The organism is Pantoea sp. GbtcB22 (assembly GCF_019091025.1).
Taxonomy (GTDB): Bacteria; Pseudomonadota; Gammaproteobacteria; order Enterobacterales; family Enterobacteriaceae; genus Pantoea; species Pantoea leporis.
The window spans coordinates 1-14,926 of the sequence record NZ_JAGXKB010000009.1 but is presented as its reverse complement, the minus strand read 5'-3'; the positions used below and the strand labels follow the sequence as shown (position 1 = coordinate 14,926).

Below are 14,926 nucleotides of genomic sequence, written 5' to 3'. Positions count from 1 at the left end.
GATGCCAAATAAGCTTTCGCGAATGAACTCAGACAGGAGGGTAGAGCCACAGTGCCTCCTACGGCAGGTGCTGAGTTGGACAGTTGCCGAGACGGCGAGGCTAAAACAGCGACCTTTGCACTGGTATGGTGCGATTCACTCATTAGATTTGGCGATGATAGGAGTGAGTAAACGGGCGTTACGCGCTGTTAACCGGCACTCAAAGTAACACTCTATTAACATTGCGTCAGGCGCTAGCGCGTGACCTGCCGCGCATTTCCACATCAGGCTCGCCATCTTTATGGCGAAAGTGTGCGGTCGGTTCAGTCATCGCTTTGTGTTATATCACCACAACAAAGCACTATTAACCGCCGCTTCGGGCAAAAACCTATCCTCTGGTAAACGTCGTGTTTGCAGCTTGCTGCAAACCGTTCATGCTGACACTGAGCCAGGATTAACCCATGCCCGAGATAGCCGATCGATTAAAGAATGTGACCGTTTCTGCCTCCGTTGCCATGACCCAAAAGGCCCGCGATCTCGCGGCGCAGGGCATTGATGTGGTGGCGCTTTCTACCGGTGAACCCGATTTCCCCACGCCACCTCACGCGATTGAAGCCGCTTATGCCGCTGCGCGCGCCGGGGATACGCGCTATCCGCCCACCGACGGCACGCCGGCGCTGCGCAAAGCGATCCAGCTGAAGTTCAAACGCGATAATCAGCTCGATTACGACGTCAGCCAGATCCTCACCGCCGGCGGCGCTAAGCAGATCATTTTTAACGCGATCCTCGCGACCATCAATCCGGGCGATGAAGTGGTGATCCCGACGCCGTCGTGGATCAGCTATGCCGATATCGTCAGATTCGCTGGTGGCGTGCCGGTGGCGCTACCCTGCACGCAAGAGAACGGCTTCAAACCGCTGCCGGCCGATTTAGACGCCGTCATCACCGACAAAACCAAATGGCTGCTGCTCAATTACCCGAGCAATCCCACCGGTTCGGTGGCGAGCCAAGCGGAGCTGCACGCGCTGGGCGAGGTGCTACTGCGCCATCCGCAGGTGTGGATCATGACCGACGATATCTATGAACACCTGATTTATGACGATGTGCGTTTCTACACGCTGGCGCAGGTTGAGCCGCGCCTGGTTGACCGCGTGCTGACGGTGAACGGCGTGTCGAAAGCCTGGTCCATGACCGGCTGGCGATTGGGCTTCTGCGGCGGCCCGGCGCCGTTGATCAAAGCGATGAGCAACGTGAATACCCAGAACAGCGGCGGCGTTTGCACCTTAACGCAGGCCGCGGCGGTAGCGGTGCTGGAAGGCCCGCAGGATCTGCTGCAGGAGCGCGCGCGCATCTATCGCCAGCGCCGTGATTATGTACTGGAGCGCCTGACGTCGATTGATGGCCTGCGCTGTCACAAACCGCAGGGCGCATTTTATCTGTTTGTGAATATCGCGGGCTACATCGGCAAAACCAGCGCCGGTGGCAGATTGATCACCAACGATGCCGATTTTGTGCTGGCATTGATCGAAGAGCAGCACGTAGTGACGGTGCAGGGCGCGGCGTACGGCATGAGTCCATTTATCCGGTTGTCGTATGCCACGAGCATGGAGCGGTTAGAGACGGGATGCGATCGCATTGCGGCGTTTTGTGGTGGATGTGTTTGATTCATTGAAATAATTATCGCGCCGTTGCGGAGAGATGCAAAAACTGTAGCGGCGCAATTTATTGCGCGATAAATCGCGCCGCTACGTATCGGTGCGATGGATAAGCAGGCCGCTAATCAATGACCACCTCCGCCGCCGGGGCTACCTGATGGCCGCTGGCTTCGATTTCGCTGCGCACAATGGTGGCGAGCGCCAGGGAGCCTGGCGTGTCGCTGTGAACCAGAATCGAGCGCGCACGCACCGCAATCTCTTCACCCTCAATCGTCGTCACCGTGCCGTGCTGCAAAAACTGGCGCACGCGGGCGCGCAGCGCGCTTTCCTCGTTGATCACCGCACCGGCAATGCCGCGCGGCACCAGACGGCCTCGCGCGTCATAGGCGCGGTCAGCCAGAAACAGCGTCAGCGTTTTCAGGCCAGCCGCCTGCGCCGCGACTTCAATGATCGTATCGGGCTGGGCGAAGATGATCAGATCGTTATTAATGCGCGCCACTAACTCCATCACCTGTTGCGCCAGGGTGGCATCGCGGTTGACGATGTTGCCCATCGCGGCGTGGAAACTGAAGTGGGAAACGTGGGTGCCTTCCGCGCGGGCAATCGCCGTCAGCGCGCCGAGCTGATAGGCCACCTGCTGACAAATCTCTTCGGCGCTAAACGGCAGTTCACGGCGGCCAAAACCCTGGCGATCCGGCAAGCCGGGATGCGCGCCAATGCCCACGCCATGTGCCTTCGCCAGCCGCACCATGTTGGTCATGATCGCCGGATCGCCAGCGTGGAAACCGCAGGCGATATTGGCGGATGACACCACTTTCATTAGCGCGGCGTCATCGCACAACTGGTAAACGCCGAAGCCTTCGCCCATATCGGAATTCACATCAATCTTCATGTCTGGTTTCCTTGTGCGGATTAAACGGTAAGCGCTTTACGCAGTGGCTGGCAGCTGAAGCGCAAACGGCTCAGCCAGCGCGCCACTTCCTGTTCGATGGCGATCGCTTCATGCACATCGCTGTGGATCAGCTGGATCGACTGGCCCGGCAGCACTTGCCCAAGCCGCCACAGATCCTGCTCGATCACGCCAGCGATCTTCGGATAACCGCCGGCGGTATTGGCATCGCTTAGCTGGATGATCGGTTCACCACCCGGCGGCACCTGCACAATGCCGGGGATCAGCCCGTACGATCGCATCTCAACGGTTTCTGACGGGAAGATCGGATCGCCTGAAAGCCGATAGCCGGTGCGATTGCTTTGATTTGATACCTGCCAGGATTGCTGCCAGAAGCGCGCGGCATCGGCGGCAAACAGCGGGTATTCGCCGGAGGGAATGGCGCGCAGCTGAATGTCTCCGGCGCTGTTGCGGGGAAAAATGGCGTGTAATGCGCTGTTTGGCGGTTCAATGCCGATGCCGCTGTGTGGAAGTGCCGGGCCGCGATTTTCGCCGAGCGCCAGCCGATCGCCACGCTGCAGCGGACGTCCTTCAACGCCGCCGAAGCCACCGCGCAGCGCGGTACTGCGCGAGCCAAGCACCAGCGGCACATCAATGCCGCCAGCAACACACAGATAGCCACGCGCGCCGCTGCGTGGATAACGCAGTTCCAGCACTTGCCCGGCACGCACGCCGCAGCCCCACCACGGCGGCAGCGGCGTGCCATCCAGCGTGGCGCGGCAATCCGCGCCGGTCACCGCGATGCTGCTGTTTTGCAAAAATCGCACGCGGAACGGGAACAGCTGCACTTCAATTGCCGCCGCATTTTCGTCGTTGCCGAGGAGTAAATTACCGGCACGCAGCGCCAGCGGATCCATCGCACCGCTCACCGATACACCGATGTGGCGATAGTTGAAGCGACCTAAATCCTGCACCGTGTTGAGCGCACCGCTCTGTTCGATCTCAATCACAGCTCAATCCTCTGCGGCAGAAAACGGATGCGATCGCCCGGTGCCATCAGCGCGGGCGATGCGGCCAGCGGGTCAAACACCGCCAGCTCGGCAAAACCAATCGCGTTCCAGCCGTTCGGGCCGGTCAGCGCCGAAACGCCCGCCTGCGCGCCACCGATGGTGACGGTGCCTTTCAACATGCTAAGCGACGGCACTTTCTTGCGCGGTGTCGCCAGCAGCGGATCCAAGCCGTGCAGATAGCCGAAGCCCGGCGCGCTGCCCAATGCAAACACCGTGTATTCGCTTTGATGGTGCAGACGCACCACATCGCGGGGGCTCAAACCGGTATGGCGGCACACCGCCTCGAGATCGGTGGCGTGTTCACCGCCGTAATGCACCGGAATTTCAATCAGTTTGCCCTGCGGACTGATCGCCTGCGCCTGATCCCATGCGGCATGCAGCTGCATACGCACGGCGATTTCATCAGCTGGAATATGGCGGAACAGTACCAGCAGATTGGTGACGCCGGGGATCAGCGCTTCAATCGCTTCATCGGCATGCAGCAGGCGCGCCAGCGACCAGATGCGGCGCTGCGCCGGGAGATCGAAACCGCCTGGCGCTTCCACCAGCCACGCGCGTGCGCCGATGGTGGAGAGCTTGATAGCAGAGGAGCAAGCCAGCGCGGGAACGCTGGCAGGCTGGAGAGCAGAGTGCGACTTCACGGGCATGGTTATTCCAGCGGTTCAAATTTCAGACTGGAGAGCGGCTGTACGCGCTCTTCGCGCACCATTTTGTATTCGGTGTTGGGCCCAATCCACGTATCCCAGATTTTGTCGATGGTGCCGTCATCGTCCATCGCCTTCAGGCTGCTGTTGACGCTGGCCAGCAGCGCCGGTTCATCACGCTTCATGCCGACACCAATCGGCTCCAGCGCCATCGGTTCTTTGATCATCGCCAGATTGATGCCGTCTTTTTTTGCCTGCGAAATGGTTTTGATGCCGGTCATGGTGTTGGTGACGAAGCCCACCGATTTGTTCTGCTCCAGCGCGAGGAACGCGGAGGCTGAATCCTGGAAGGTCACCGCTTTGCCGCCTTTGATATGGATTGATTGCTCAGAAGTGGTGCCTTTGGTGGCGCTGATGCGTTTGCCCTTGAAATAGCTCAGCGGCTTGTCGGCCAGCGGTGCTTTGACCAGCAGCATCTCCCTGGCGACGTAATAGGGATCGCTGAATTGAATCTGGTTGCCGCGGGTTTTGGTGTAGGCCAGATTGGCGATCAGTACGTCGGCGCGGCCGGTAGCAATCACCGCAATACGCGCTTCCACCGAGGTGGGCACCAGCGTCAGTTTGACGTTCATCTGCTTCGCCAGCGCGTTACATAGATCGATATCCATGCCCGCCAACTGACGTGTTTTCGGATCCGGAGAAGAGAAGGGCGGCACGTCCGAATAGACCGCGCACTTTAGCTCGCCGCTGGATTTGATGTTGGCCATCATGTCGGCATGCGCAGCCGAAATAGCCAGCAGCGGCAGCAGTGCCAGCCCGATGGTGGTAGGTCTTTTCATGGTCATGTGAACTTCCTCAATGATGAATACCACGGCGTCACCGGGACGGAGCGCCTGCGTTCTCGCTTTTCTGGACTATATCGGCTTTGTTTTCAGGCGAAAAAGAGGGAAACCCTGTCGTGCAATAGCAAAAAAATATGGCTAAGCGGCGCATAAGTTCTTTCTATTCGGGCAGAGCAAAAAAGTGTTATCCAGCGCACACTTTTCTCGCCAGGCTGATTGCAAGTCCTCTCGGCAGTCCCGCCGATTGCATGTGGTAGAGAGAAGTGAAAAAGCATGAATGCCCGATTAGGCGTGTTACTGAAGATACTGGCCGCGCTGTGCGCCACCTTGATGCTGGCGTGTGTGAAGGGGCTGAACGGCACCCTTCCCACCGGCGAAGTGATTTTTTTCCGCAGTTTTATCGCGCTGTTGCCGCTGCTGATTTGGTTGAAAATGCAGGGCGACGTGCTGGAAAATCTCAAGACGCGTAACCTATCTGGTCACTTTATTCGTGGCTTCTCCGGCACCGGCGGCATGTATTTTAACTATCTGGCGCTGGTCTATATTTCGCTGGCCGATGCCACCGCGCTGAGCTATGCGGCGCCGCTGTTTACCGTAATCCTGGCGGCGATGCTGCTGAAAGAGCGGGTGCGGGTTTCGCGTTGGGTCGCCGTGGTGGTGGGATTATCCGGCATTTTGATCATGCTCTCTTCCAGCCTGAGCACCAGCGGCGCGCTGTTTTCCTATGGGGCCAGCAACGCGACGACGAGTATTGGTGTGGCATGTGCGTTGCTGGCGGCGCTGTGCTCCGCGACTTCTAACGTGCAAATTCGCTTCCTCAACGGCATCGAGAAGCCGGGCGCGATCGTGTTCTATTTCTCACTGATGACTACCGTAATTGGCCTGGCGACGGCGCTGTTTGGCTGGAGCAAACCCAGCGCGGTACAGCTGCTGTTGCTGGTGTGCTGCGGCCTGTTTGGCGGTCTGGCGCAGATTCTGGTGACGCTGAGCCTGCGTTACGCCGATGCGTCACTGCTGGCACCGTTCGATTACACCACGCTGGTGTGGTCGATGCTGATTGGTTATCTGTTCCTGAACAGCCTGCCGGGCAGCACCACCTTGCTGGGCGCATCGATTGTAGCGCTGGCCGGGATATTTGCGGTGTGGCGTGAGAATCGCCAGCGCAAACTGGCGATGGTGAGCAGTACGCCTTAGCGTTGCGCAATAATTTGCGCTGCGACAAATAGGTGTACGCATCCGTAGCGGCGCGATTTATCGCGCAATGAATTGCGCCGCTACACATAGGTGCACGCATCGGTAGCGGCGCGATTTATCGCGCGGTTTTGTTTCTAACGAAACACATCATCAATGATTTCAACCTGCTTGGTGCGTAGCGTCTCATCCAGCCAGCTGCGTTCGAGTGAGCCGGTTTTCGCCAGCTCGAAGTTGTGTTCATCAACGATTAAATACGCCTGCGCCGCTTCGAGAATGCGTGCTGCATCCTGGCGAGGAATCACAATCACACCATCCGCATCGCCCAACACGATATCGCCCGGTGAAACGTGAATTTTACCGCAGGCAATTGGCACGTTGATCTCGCCCGGACCATCCTTGAACGGGCCGCCCGGCGTGTGACCGGCGGCGTAGATGGGGAAGTCCATGCGTGACAACCCTTCGATATCGCGGACCGGTCCGTCCAGCACAATGCCTTCCATACCACGCTGTCTGGCATAGGTCGCCATCACTTCGCCCATCAGCGACTGACTGCGATCGCCCTCGTTCGACAGAATAATCACATCGTTTCGGCCCGCCATATCCAGCGCTTTGTGCAGCATCAGGTTGTCACCGGAACGCGCTTTAACCGTCACCGCCAGGCCACACATGATCGGTTGGCGCGGCGCGGTTTTCAGGCTGATCTCGGCCGACAAGGCGGGCAAACGGCTCATGCAATCCGCCACCACCGCAGCCGGTAACCGGCGAAAAGCTTCCAACAGCGGTTCGGCATCGGCGGGACGACGTAAATAGATTCGGTTTCCTGCGCTCATGGTTATTTTCCTGTAGGGAGTGATTTAATTAATCGCGTTGTGTTCCTGGATAAATAATTAAATGTAAAAGTAAGAATTTTTATTTTTGTTTTTGATGAGTCATTACTTCATTGAATAGGGTGTTCAGCTAACAAGCTGAATCATCGGATGATTACTGGCACGTGATTAAGCTTACGCGATTACGCAGATGTTACGCAGGGGATGTTACGACTAACCGAGACAGGATCACGAATTATTATTTCGGATGAATTTAACTCACTGATAATTAATTTTATTGGGTTTTATTATGGGGAGATAGATTAAAAGTATTAGCTGGAGATAAATATATTGGCATCGATCAATGCTGGATAATCAGCATGTATAGAGGGAAGGGAGGCAGTAGCTGAGATGAGCAAACGCAGAAAAGCAAAAACCCAGCCATAAGCTGGGTTTTCAGAATGTTGGTGCCCGGACGCGGAATCGAACCACGGACACGGGGATTTTCAATCCCCTTGTACAGACTTTAGGATTGATTCTGGGCGGGAAAATAAGTCGTTAAACGGGTTTTTACATAGTTGACGAGATGCATATCCGAACTTACTTCGGATGTGCGAAATGAAAATACTTCCCGTAATTTCCACCAAAGGTGGAGAAGGCAAATCTACGCAAGCCGCGAACCTCTGTGGCTTCCTCGCTGATGCAGGTTTGAAGACGCTTTTAATCGATGGCGACTTCGGCCAGCCCACTGCCAGCAGCATTTATCAGCTCACCTATGAAGCGCCGTGCGGTCTATACGAACTGCTGATGCAGACCGTGGATCTGAGCGATGCGAGCAAGATAATTTCCCACAGTTTTATCCCTAACCTAGACGTCATCATCTCCAACGACCCGCAGGCTCATTTGCTGACGGCCATGCTGCACGCGCCGGACGGTCGGTTACGCATGCGCAATATTCTGCAGCATCCACTTTTTAGCGAATATGACGCGATCATCATTGATTCGCAGGGCGCGCGCTCTGTGATGTTGGAATTGATAGTGCTCGCTGCGACTGATTCCACCATCGGCATCGTGAAGCCAGTGCTACCAGATATTCGTGAGTTCCTGCGCGGTTCAATAGCGATGTTTGAGCAACTGCGTTCACTTTCATCTTACGGTATAACACTTCCCGCCGTTCGCATTCTCGTGAACTGCATGGATTACACGTCGCTGGCCAAAGCCACGCTGTCGCAGTTGGAGACAATTGTCAGCGAAGGGAAATACAGTCCCTATGCTCACGAAATTCCGGTATCGCTGCTGAATACCCAAATTTTCGATCTCGACATCTATAAAGCTGGGCATTTTGCTGGCGAACCTGCACACCGGCTTGAAACGCAGACACGACGCAAGAGCGATTCTGCCCTGCAAACCATGCATAACCTGGCATGTGAATTATTCCCGGAATGGCAAAGCCAGTTTGATGCGCTTCTTTCACGCTCGGTGAAGGAGGTGAACCATGTATAAATCCAGCAATTACCCAATCGATTTGCCTCATTCCATTGATGCCGAACAGGCAGTGCTGGGTGCGCTGATGCTCGATAACGACCGCTGGGATGATGTGGTCACCTTGATTCAACGCGAAGACTTCTTCTCTGGACCGCACCGCTCGATTTTCAAAGGCATCGACGAGCTAGCCAGAGGCAATAACCCATTTGACCTGATCACGCTCAGCGAACTGCTGGAACGTCACAACATCATTGACCAGTGCGGTGGATTTGCTTATCTCGCCGAGTTAAGCAAGAACACGCCGAGCGCCGCTAACATCCTCGCTTACGCCCGAATAATTGCCGAAAAGAGCCAGCTACGTCAGCTGTACATGCTCGGCAACCAACTCACGCGCGATGTGCAACTCTCCAACGCCGCCGCCAGCAACATCACTGAAGTCGCTGAAAGCCAGCTGTTTAACCTCGCCGAAAAAGGCCATGCACGCCAACACCAGGAAATCACCGTGCTCGATGGCATGTCGCAGCTGCTTACCCGATTAGAAGAAACCACCGGCGGCAATGGCATCACCGGCACGCCGTCGGGTTTTCGAGAGCTCGACCAGATGACCTGTGGCTTGCAGGCGGGCGATTTGATTCTGCTGGCCGCGCGTCCCTCGATGGGTAAAACGGCACTGGCATTAGCGATGTGCGAATCGGCGCTGGATGCGCTGGAGAGCAATTTAGTTTTCTGCTTCAGCCTGGAAATGCCCGCCGAACAGCTGATGATGCGGCTGGTTGCGATGTTGGGTCAGGTTGAGCTGAATTTGCTACGCAGCGGCCAGCTCGATGATGAATGCTGGGCCAGAATCAGCATGGCGATGGAGCGCGTCACCGCCTGGAAAGATCGGCTGATCATCGATGAAAACAGCGACCAGACTCCGGCGCTGTTGCGTGCCCGCGCGCGGCGCTACATCCGCAAATACGGCCAACCCAGTCTGATTCTGGTCGATTACCTCCAGTTGATGCGCGCGCCTGAACAAGAGAATCGTACGCAGGAGATATCGGAGATTTCGCGTTGCCTGAAGGCGCTGGCCAAAGAGCTGAAATGTCCGCTGGTCGCACTATCCCAGTTAAATCGGCAGGTGGAGTCGCGCCCCAATAAGCGGCCAAACAACGGCGACCTACGCGATTCCGGCGCGCTGGAACAGGACGCCGACCTGATTCTCTTCATCTATCGCGATGAAGTTTATAACGAGAACTCCACCGAAAAAGGCATCGCCGAAATCATCATCGGCAAGCAACGTCAGGGGCCAATCGGCACTGTTAAAACTGCCTATGATGGCCGTTATACGCGGTTTTCTAATGCCGAAAACAACTCCTATCACTTCGGTTATGGGAGGGCTCAGGCATGACAGCGATGGCAAAACAGCGCACAACCGATCTGACAGATGCGCTTTTAAAACGCGGTCGTCAGGCTGAAGCAACACTAACCGTGGCAACGCCAGACGCGCCTGGCAGCGAAATGCCAATGGTGCTGACCCTGGATCAGTTGCGCCCCAATCCTGATAACCCACGAACCAGCCGCAACCCACGTTTCGACGATATTAAGTCATCGATTCGCGCGCGCGGCCTCGATACTGTTCCGAAAGTCACGATCGATCCCGACAATCCCGGTTCATACATCTTCAGCGACGGCGGCAATACGCGTTACCAGGCGCTGAGTGAGCTGTGGGCAGAGACGCATAGCGAACATTTCTACCGTGTGCATTGCCTGTTCAAACCCTGGCCGGGACGCATCAAATGCGTGATTGGTCATCTGGCGGAAAACGAGCTGCGCGGTGAGCTGAGCTTTATCGAGAAAGCGATCGGCATCCGCAACGCACGTCAGATCATTGAAGATGAATCGGGCAAAGCGGTTTCCCTGCGCGAGCTGGCAACGGCGCTAACCGAGCAAGGTTATCCGGTTAGCTACTCAAGCCTTAGCCGCATGGACAGCTGCGTTCGTCATCTCTATCCACATTTACCGGCGCTGCTGGAATCAGGTCTTGGCCGTCCACAGATCAACGCGTTGTTGGTGCTTCGCAGCGATGCCGAGAAATTATGGAATCACTATGCGGCTGAAGCCAAACCGGCAGTGACGTTTGAAAACGTGATGACCAAAGTGTGCCCGCATTTCAATTCACCGGAAAGCTGGTCGCTGGAGATGTTCCGCGACGAGTTTATCGGCGAGCTGGTCAGCGCGTTGCCACATCCATCACTCAACTACGACCGCTGGCTGATTGAGCTTGATCCCAGTGAACAAAACCGTCGCCAGCTGTTTGGCGAACCTGAACCGGTTGCACCGCAGCTGCAGCAGCAAAACCAGCAGCCTGAACCAGAAGCAGTAACGCGCGCGCCTGCGCCGGTTCGCAAACCAACTCCAGCACCAACCACACCAAGTGTTGCCAGTGGCAACACTTCCGAACTGAATTCCACTGTTGCCACTGGCAACACCTCCGAGCCGAGTTCTACTGTTGCCACTGGCAACACTTCCGGGGCGGTTTTTGCTGTTGCCAGTGGCAACACTCAATCAGCCGCACCAGATTTCTGGACCATCCCCACTCTGCAGGATGACGCCGATCACCTGCGCAATATCGCCTTTCGTCTTGCCTTTGAGCTGGCTGATTCGGATAGCGATGGCGAAGCCGTCATGCCAGATAACAGCGTTGATTCAGCTGGCTATCGTATTGACGAAGAACTCAGCGCCTCGCCGATTTCATGCCTGCTTTCCTCACTGACTGGCGGTGCATGCGATGAGGACTTACCGGACCTGATGCGCGAGCTGCTGATCGGCAGCACCGATGCCGCGCCGCGCTTTGATGATGACCTCACCCAAACTTTCATGAAGTTAATCCGCACGTTGCGGCGGCTGCGCGAACTGCAGCGCCAAAGCTGAGCGGCATGTTTAGTCGATTGAGATTACTGAAAACCGGAGATAACCATGATGAGTAACAGCTTGTCTCAGGCCACCAACGGTCTGCTTACCCAGTTAGTGATGGAACTCAAATCAGGCTACATCCGCCGCTGCGAAGCGGTGGGTTTGATGCCCGAGGAGATGCAGATGCTTCACGGGCTAACCATTGAAGATCTGCACTACCTGATGAACAGCCCCGTATCAGTGCTGACTTTCCGCATCCACCACGAAAACCTGTCGTTGATGTTGCAGCAGGCACGCCGTGAGCAAAGACGCCTGCAGCGTATTGATCGCGCGCTGGCGCTGAATGGCTCTATCGAGTTGATGCAGCACTACTTTGGCCTTTCCACTGTGGAAGTCGCCGCACGCCGCCGCATGGCCGGTATCGAAGTGCGCAAGGGGCGCGGCGTGGTGCTCAACGATGAGGATAATGCCGAGATCTGGCGCAAGTGGCAGAAAGCCAGCATTGACGATCCTGACAGCGCCGATGGCCTCGACGTGATGATGCTGTGTGCTGAGCAAATGGATCTGTCGCTTACTGCTATCTGGCACGCCGTGCATGGCTGGCACAGCAATAAAAAGTCTGAGCCCGCCATGCGGAAAATGGCATGAGTCATCGCCACCAAACGCTAACTGAAGGACTTGTCGCACCGGTCAACGTTCCAGAGCCTTACCGTCGAAAAGCGGTTAAGCAGCTGACTTTGTTCCGGTGCGGCCAGAACAACTTCACGCGTATCAAAGCGAAAGGATCTGATTATCTCAAAATCGACATTGGCCTGTTCTGGCGGCTGTTGAGCAAAAACAGCGGCAAAGACTGGGAACTGATGACGCATGAGAGATACAGCAAAGCGATCTGGAAATAGTGAGTGTTGTCACTCTGTATCCCGCGCGGGGTGCAGCAATAACAGCATTTACCCGATGGCATGTGGCGATCGGCGGCAAAAGGAAATGACATGAATCTCCCCTCTGACAGCTTAATCGCTTTCACGATGGAAAAAATGCAGGCGCGTCTGGCGGAAAGATCCAGTGAAGATGGCGTTTCGCAGTTGCGCAGCGGTTTGCTGTATCTCGGCAATGTGCAGGATGCTTATCCGCGCCAACTGCTGCTTGATACGCGACTTTCACCGCTCGATAAAATGGCGTGGATGATGATCAGGCTGTACGCGCAGCAGAACCATGGTGCAGTGTTCCCCAGCTATGACGAACTGCAGCTGCAGCTCGCTTCACCGCATAAAGGCAAGGCATCGCGCGAGACGGTAAGCCGCGTGTTGCTGATGCTGCGACTTACCGGCTGGCTCAGCCTGTGCAAGCGCGTTCGCGACGATCAGGGCCGTGTGCGCGGCAATATATATGCGCAGCACGACGAACCGCTAACCTGCTGTGACGCCGAAATTATGGACCCGGCGTGGCTCGATACCGTCGCTGAAGCGTGCCGCAGCGGCAATAAAACCATCCATCAAACCGCGTTGCAGGTGCTGGATGAAATTAAAAATGACCCGCAGATGCGCCACTGCAAAAGCCATATTAGCCAGATCGAAAGCCGTTTGGGCAAACCCCAAACGCCGCAGGAAATGGCCGCAGTCAGGAAGCTCCCTCACCCGAATTCGGTTTCCGAACCGGGTATAAAAACGCCGAGTTCGGTAGCCGAACCCAGCTTACCGAAGCATTCAAATTCACTGAGTTCGGTTTCCGAATCCTCGCTGATACCAAGGCTTCATCCCGGAGTTCGGAATCCGAACGGTAACGTACGTTGTTTTACACAAGGTGTGAAAAAAAACACGTATACACCGACTGTGCCAACACCGGAGATCATCCCCGAACGCTACCGGCAGTGTTTCAGCCAGGAAGACATAGCCATGCTTGAACAGCGTCTTGCCGCTTTGCCCGCTGGGCAGTCGCAGCAGCTGGTTCACCAACTTGGCCAGAATCTCGATGCTGGTTCAATCCAGAATCCAACAGGCTGGCTGCTGGCGGTCATAAAAAAAGCGAGAACCGGCCAGTTCACTCACGTTACCGATTCGCCATCTATGGCTGCTACTGCCCAACCAACACAACCTGAACCGACAGCGAGAGCTGCCAGCTCCGCCGCTGACATTGCCGGAATTGTTCAATCGATACGGCAACGCCTGAACAGCTGACGAGCCAGATAACTGGCATCTGTGTGAATGGTTTTACGATAGATGTTGCCTTAACGCTCCTGAAAACTGGCGAAGCATCATCAACTATATGGAGTGGGAAATGGCTGAAGAAAAGAACGAAACCGATACGGCCAAAGCAGGCGCGTTGCGCTCCTCTTTGACCATTGAACTGCACTCGCATTATGCGATTCGATTATGGGAAGGTCGTCGACGCCAGCCTGACGATTTGCGCGAGCGCGGCAGACCTCAAATTCTCAGCATGCCGCGTGTGATTCAGCGCGCTGGTCTGATGAGCCGTGATGCTGAGGGTGACAATCCTTACGCAGATATGGCGCTGCTGAAGCTTGAGAACGCACTCGATTTGGCGACCTCAGAGATCCAGAAATTGGTCGATGAGTTGGAAGCGACCTTAAAAGCTATCCCCGCGCGTATTTCACTAACGGATGTGTCTTCAGTATCGCCGCTCAACATTGGCGTGTTCAGCGGTACACCGTTGGGTTATCGCTGTGTATGGCTGCTGGTTGGCTACGATCAATTGGCGCTCAAAGTCTTTCAGGCATCCCATTACGGTCTGATTACAGGCAAAGAACGCGATGAGATGTTGAGCAATGGCGGCCATCTGGTGCGTAAAGTGTATGGCGTGGCGCAGCACTATCGTTCGCTCGCCGTGACGCGCAGCGATCTTGCACAGAAGACAGTAATTGCCAGTGAAGCCATCAAGCTATTGGGTGAAGTCGATCAGGATGTGATGAGTGGCAAATTACTCTCCACCTTTTCTCCGAACCTGAAAAAACTGGCGGCAAATAGTGAAGCTTCTGAATAACTTTCTGGCGCTTCACCAAAGCCTTTTATGTCCTCAGCGATGCTGATAAGGTTAACAGGCTTCGATGTAGCACCCCGTGACTGCGGGATGGTTGGATGTCTTTTACGGGGACAGAAAATCATCAGTCCGGCAGGCAAATCACCGCACATCCGATTTGGTCTGTAAGGCGCACGCCCTCCGTGAAAACCGCGCCGGAGCTTCAACTCCCGGAGTAACGAATACACCACCGGTCTGCGTGCGGACCCTGAGCGCTGGCAATTGCTGGCGCTTTTTTATTTTCATTTCCGCAAAACCACTTTATCGCTGACATCCGCTTTTAGCGGCAGGACACTGGAACGGCATTATTGTTGTTGTCTCAACAACCAGCCAATGTTTCAGCAGCCTGAGAGAGACGGTTATGCCGTTGCCATCTAAAACTTCATGACCTGAGAGAAGTGCTGCTTTTGCAGTGGTCGATCCGCTCAACCTCT

14 protein-coding genes are annotated in these 14,926 nt (G+C 55.7%); 9 read left to right on the top strand and 5 right to left on the bottom strand.

Annotated features, from left to right (window positions below; genetic code table 11):
- Positions 1 to 440 precede the first annotated feature (440 nt).
- Positions 441 to 1,643: a pyridoxal phosphate-dependent aminotransferase gene (locus tag KVT28_RS21405; protein ID WP_217549978.1), complete on the top strand. Its 1,203-nt coding sequence runs from the start codon at positions 441 to 443 to the stop codon at positions 1,641 to 1,643.
- A 112-nt stretch (positions 1,644 to 1,755) separates the two neighbouring features.
- Here KVT28_RS21405 and KVT28_RS21400 read toward each other — a convergent pair whose 3' ends face one another.
- The 4 genes from KVT28_RS21400 to KVT28_RS21385 are packed head-to-tail and all read right to left on the bottom strand — an operon-like array spanning position 1,756 to position 5,082.
- Positions 1,756 to 2,526: a 5-oxoprolinase subunit PxpA gene (locus KVT28_RS21400; protein WP_217549976.1), complete on the bottom strand. Its 771-nt coding sequence runs from the start codon at positions 2,524 to 2,526 to the stop codon at positions 1,756 to 1,758.
- 20 nt (positions 2,527 to 2,546) lie between these two features.
- On the bottom strand, positions 2,547 to 3,533 hold the full coding sequence (locus KVT28_RS21395) for a biotin-dependent carboxyltransferase family protein (protein WP_217549974.1): 987 nt from the start codon (positions 3,531 to 3,533) through the stop codon (positions 2,547 to 2,549).
- Positions 3,530 to 4,240: a 5-oxoprolinase subunit PxpB gene (pxpB, locus tag KVT28_RS21390; RefSeq protein WP_217549972.1), complete on the bottom strand. Its 711-nt coding sequence runs from the start codon at positions 4,238 to 4,240 to the stop codon at positions 3,530 to 3,532. The genes KVT28_RS21395 and pxpB overlap by 4 nt, the downstream gene beginning before the upstream one ends.
- Positions 4,241 to 4,242: 2 nt before the next feature.
- Positions 4,243 to 5,082: a transporter substrate-binding domain-containing protein gene (locus tag KVT28_RS21385; protein ID WP_217549970.1), complete on the bottom strand. Its 840-nt coding sequence runs from the start codon at positions 5,080 to 5,082 to the stop codon at positions 4,243 to 4,245.
- Positions 5,083 to 5,352: 270 nt separating this feature from the next.
- On the opposite strand from KVT28_RS21385, the gene KVT28_RS21380 reads away from it, so the two are divergent.
- The gene (locus tag KVT28_RS21380; RefSeq protein WP_217549968.1) at positions 5,353 to 6,273 is read left to right on the top strand and encodes a DMT family transporter; all 921 of its coding nucleotides are present in this window, start codon (positions 5,353 to 5,355) and stop codon (positions 6,271 to 6,273) included.
- A gap of 134 nt (positions 6,274 to 6,407) precedes the next feature.
- Here the strand turns inward: KVT28_RS21380 and KVT28_RS21375 are convergent, their stop codons facing one another.
- Entirely contained in the window at positions 6,408 to 7,103 is a 696-nt protein-coding gene (locus tag KVT28_RS21375) for an RraA family protein (RefSeq protein WP_101762304.1), read from the bottom strand.
- Between the two features lie 594 nt (positions 7,104 to 7,697).
- Here KVT28_RS21375 and KVT28_RS21370 point away from each other — a divergent pair.
- From KVT28_RS21370 to KVT28_RS21340, 7 genes are all read left to right on the top strand, one after another.
- Entirely contained in the window at positions 7,698 to 8,582 is an 885-nt protein-coding gene (locus tag KVT28_RS21370) for a ParA family protein (RefSeq protein WP_217549966.1), read from the top strand.
- Complete coding sequence (dnaB-PI, locus tag KVT28_RS21365) at positions 8,575 to 9,954, top strand: SPI-7-type island replicative DNA helicase (protein WP_217549964.1); 1,380 nt, start codon at positions 8,575 to 8,577, stop codon at positions 9,952 to 9,954. Before KVT28_RS21370 ends, dnaB-PI begins: the two co-directional genes overlap by 8 nt.
- Positions 9,951 to 11,477 carry a ParB family protein gene (locus tag KVT28_RS21360; RefSeq protein ID WP_217549962.1) on the top strand — a complete coding sequence of 509 codons (1,527 nt, stop codon included), beginning with the start codon at positions 9,951 to 9,953 and terminating at the stop codon, positions 11,475 to 11,477. The genes dnaB-PI and KVT28_RS21360 overlap by 4 nt, the downstream gene beginning before the upstream one ends.
- 48 nt (positions 11,478 to 11,525) lie before the next feature.
- Entirely contained in the window at positions 11,526 to 12,107 is a 582-nt protein-coding gene (locus KVT28_RS21355; protein ID WP_217550109.1) for a DUF2857 domain-containing protein, read from the top strand.
- Positions 12,104 to 12,358 carry a hypothetical protein gene (locus KVT28_RS21350; RefSeq protein ID WP_217549960.1) on the top strand — a complete coding sequence of 85 codons (255 nt, stop codon included), beginning with the start codon at positions 12,104 to 12,106 and terminating at the stop codon, positions 12,356 to 12,358. Before KVT28_RS21355 ends, KVT28_RS21350 begins: the two co-directional genes overlap by 4 nt.
- Before the next feature lie 90 nt (positions 12,359 to 12,448).
- Positions 12,449 to 13,633 carry an STY4528 family pathogenicity island replication protein gene (locus KVT28_RS21345; RefSeq protein WP_217549958.1) on the top strand — a complete coding sequence of 395 codons (1,185 nt, stop codon included), beginning with the start codon at positions 12,449 to 12,451 and terminating at the stop codon, positions 13,631 to 13,633.
- A 100-nt stretch (positions 13,634 to 13,733) separates the two neighbouring features.
- Complete coding sequence (locus tag KVT28_RS21340; RefSeq protein WP_217549956.1) at positions 13,734 to 14,456, top strand: PFL_4669 family integrating conjugative element protein; 723 nt, start codon at positions 13,734 to 13,736, stop codon at positions 14,454 to 14,456.
- The last annotated feature ends 470 nt before the right edge of the window (positions 14,457 to 14,926 follow it).

Excerpts from the sequence above, each read along its gene's own strand:
- KVT28_RS21405 (WP_217549978.1), top strand. The coding sequence starts at position 441 with ATGCCCGAGATAGCCGATCGATTAAAGAATGTGACCGTTTCTGCCTCC.
- KVT28_RS21400 (WP_217549976.1), bottom strand. The coding sequence starts at position 2,526 with ATGAAGATTGATGTGAATTCCGATATGGGCGAAGGCTTCGGCGTTTAC.
- pxpB (WP_217549972.1), bottom strand. The coding sequence starts at position 4,240 with ATGCCCGTGAAGTCGCACTCTGCTCTCCAGCCTGCCAGCGTTCCCGCG.
- KVT28_RS21385 (WP_217549970.1), bottom strand. The coding sequence starts at position 5,082 with ATGACCATGAAAAGACCTACCACCATCGGGCTGGCACTGCTGCCGCTG.
- KVT28_RS21380 (WP_217549968.1), top strand. The coding sequence starts at position 5,353 with ATGAATGCCCGATTAGGCGTGTTACTGAAGATACTGGCCGCGCTGTGC.
- KVT28_RS21375 (WP_101762304.1), bottom strand. The coding sequence starts at position 7,103 with ATGAGCGCAGGAAACCGAATCTATTTACGTCGTCCCGCCGATGCCGAA.
- KVT28_RS21370 (WP_217549966.1), top strand. The coding sequence starts at position 7,698 with ATGAAAATACTTCCCGTAATTTCCACCAAAGGTGGAGAAGGCAAATCT.
- dnaB-PI (WP_217549964.1), top strand. The coding sequence starts at position 8,575 with ATGTATAAATCCAGCAATTACCCAATCGATTTGCCTCATTCCATTGAT.
- KVT28_RS21360 (WP_217549962.1), top strand. The coding sequence starts at position 9,951 with ATGACAGCGATGGCAAAACAGCGCACAACCGATCTGACAGATGCGCTT.
- KVT28_RS21355 (WP_217550109.1), top strand. The coding sequence starts at position 11,526 with ATGAGTAACAGCTTGTCTCAGGCCACCAACGGTCTGCTTACCCAGTTA.
- KVT28_RS21350 (WP_217549960.1), top strand. The coding sequence starts at position 12,104 with ATGAGTCATCGCCACCAAACGCTAACTGAAGGACTTGTCGCACCGGTC.
- KVT28_RS21345 (WP_217549958.1), top strand. The coding sequence starts at position 12,449 with ATGAATCTCCCCTCTGACAGCTTAATCGCTTTCACGATGGAAAAAATG.
- KVT28_RS21340 (WP_217549956.1), top strand. The coding sequence starts at position 13,734 with ATGGCTGAAGAAAAGAACGAAACCGATACGGCCAAAGCAGGCGCGTTG.